This is a genomic window from Lactococcus sp. dk101, from assembly GCF_009601055.1.
In the GTDB taxonomy this organism is placed as follows: domain Bacteria; phylum Bacillota; class Bacilli; order Lactobacillales; family Streptococcaceae; genus Lactococcus.
This window is the reverse complement of the sequence record NZ_WITI01000033.1, coordinates 1-1,081: the sequence shown is the minus strand read 5'-3', so window position 1 is coordinate 1,081 and position 1,081 is coordinate 1. Positions and strand designations below refer to the sequence as shown.

General features: G+C 34.4%; 1 protein-coding gene and 1 pseudogene. One reads left to right on the top strand and one right to left on the bottom strand.

The features are described 5' to 3' along the window. Positions 1-279 (top strand): annotated as a pseudogene (locus GHI45_RS11200) (RepB protein); the annotation flags it as partial. A gap of 229 nt (positions 280-508) precedes the next feature. Here GHI45_RS11200 and GHI45_RS11195 read toward each other — a convergent pair. After that, on the bottom strand, positions 509-1,081 hold a 573-nt coding region (locus GHI45_RS11195; RefSeq protein ID WP_370450774.1), incomplete at its 5' end, for a hypothetical protein.

The window sequence follows — 1,081 nt, the reverse complement described above, 5'->3', positions numbered from 1 at the left end:
GACTTGCTTGCTAAAGCTATCTCAAATCCTTATACCATGCAGCTAATTACTGCAGGATTACTCTTTGCTACTGACATGGCTAAACAGAAAACGCTTATTGGCCTCTCTGAGCACGTTTATCCTCTTTATGATGAGATTGTCGCACAAAAGGGTAAGAAGGGCTTAGAAGCTCATTTAGGGTACGTACACAGCAAGATGCAAGACTATGCGGACAATAAAAAGAACATCGTTAAATATTTATCCCTTTCTGCAGAACAATATCTAGAGAGTAGTAAATAATATAAAAAGCTTTCCTCGTCAACAAGGAAAGCTTTTTTACATTTAGTTGCTTCATACGAAATGAAGAGGAAGAACTGGTAAAATCTTCTTAGCAGTTATTATAACTGATATGCCTAAAAAAATCTACTTTAGTAATTTTTGAAGCAGAAGTCATTACTTCAAAATCTGAAATGAATTGTCTTTTCTATATATTCTGGAAGATGAACTATATCAGGATTCGCCTTTTTTATTAAAGTATTACATCCTCTAAAGTATCAGAATCATCTATTTCTTTTCCATATTGCAGTAAGTCTCTTAACAAATCCATATTTAAACGTATTTCCCCACTAGAACTAATGGTTGCTGTTTTTGATAAAACAGTAACCTTTCCTTTTAATAGCTCATAATTAGCATTTAAAGCCTCGTTCGTGCGTTTTAAGTCAAGATACTTACTTTCTATCATAATAAGCTTATCGGAGCTCTCAGAGCTTTCTGAGGGGCTTATTCGATCGGTTAAAGCAATCACATCTTGATTACTTTGGCTAAGGTGTGAACCCGTATAATCAATTTTCCATTCAATCTCATTGAGTTTTTGTAAGACTTGCTTTTGAAATTCAGGGGAATATTCTTTTTTTGTTAATCTGCTTTGAATCATCGATTTTCCCACTTCGGAAATATAAATAACACCTCGAGAATCTTTAAAATGTTCACTCTCAGGAAGTGATTTCCGGTGATATTTCATCAAGTCTTTTGAAGTTCCAAACTCCCTAGCAAGTTCAGATAATGTGTAATATGTCTTTTCCATTCCCCAGCTCCTTTCGTC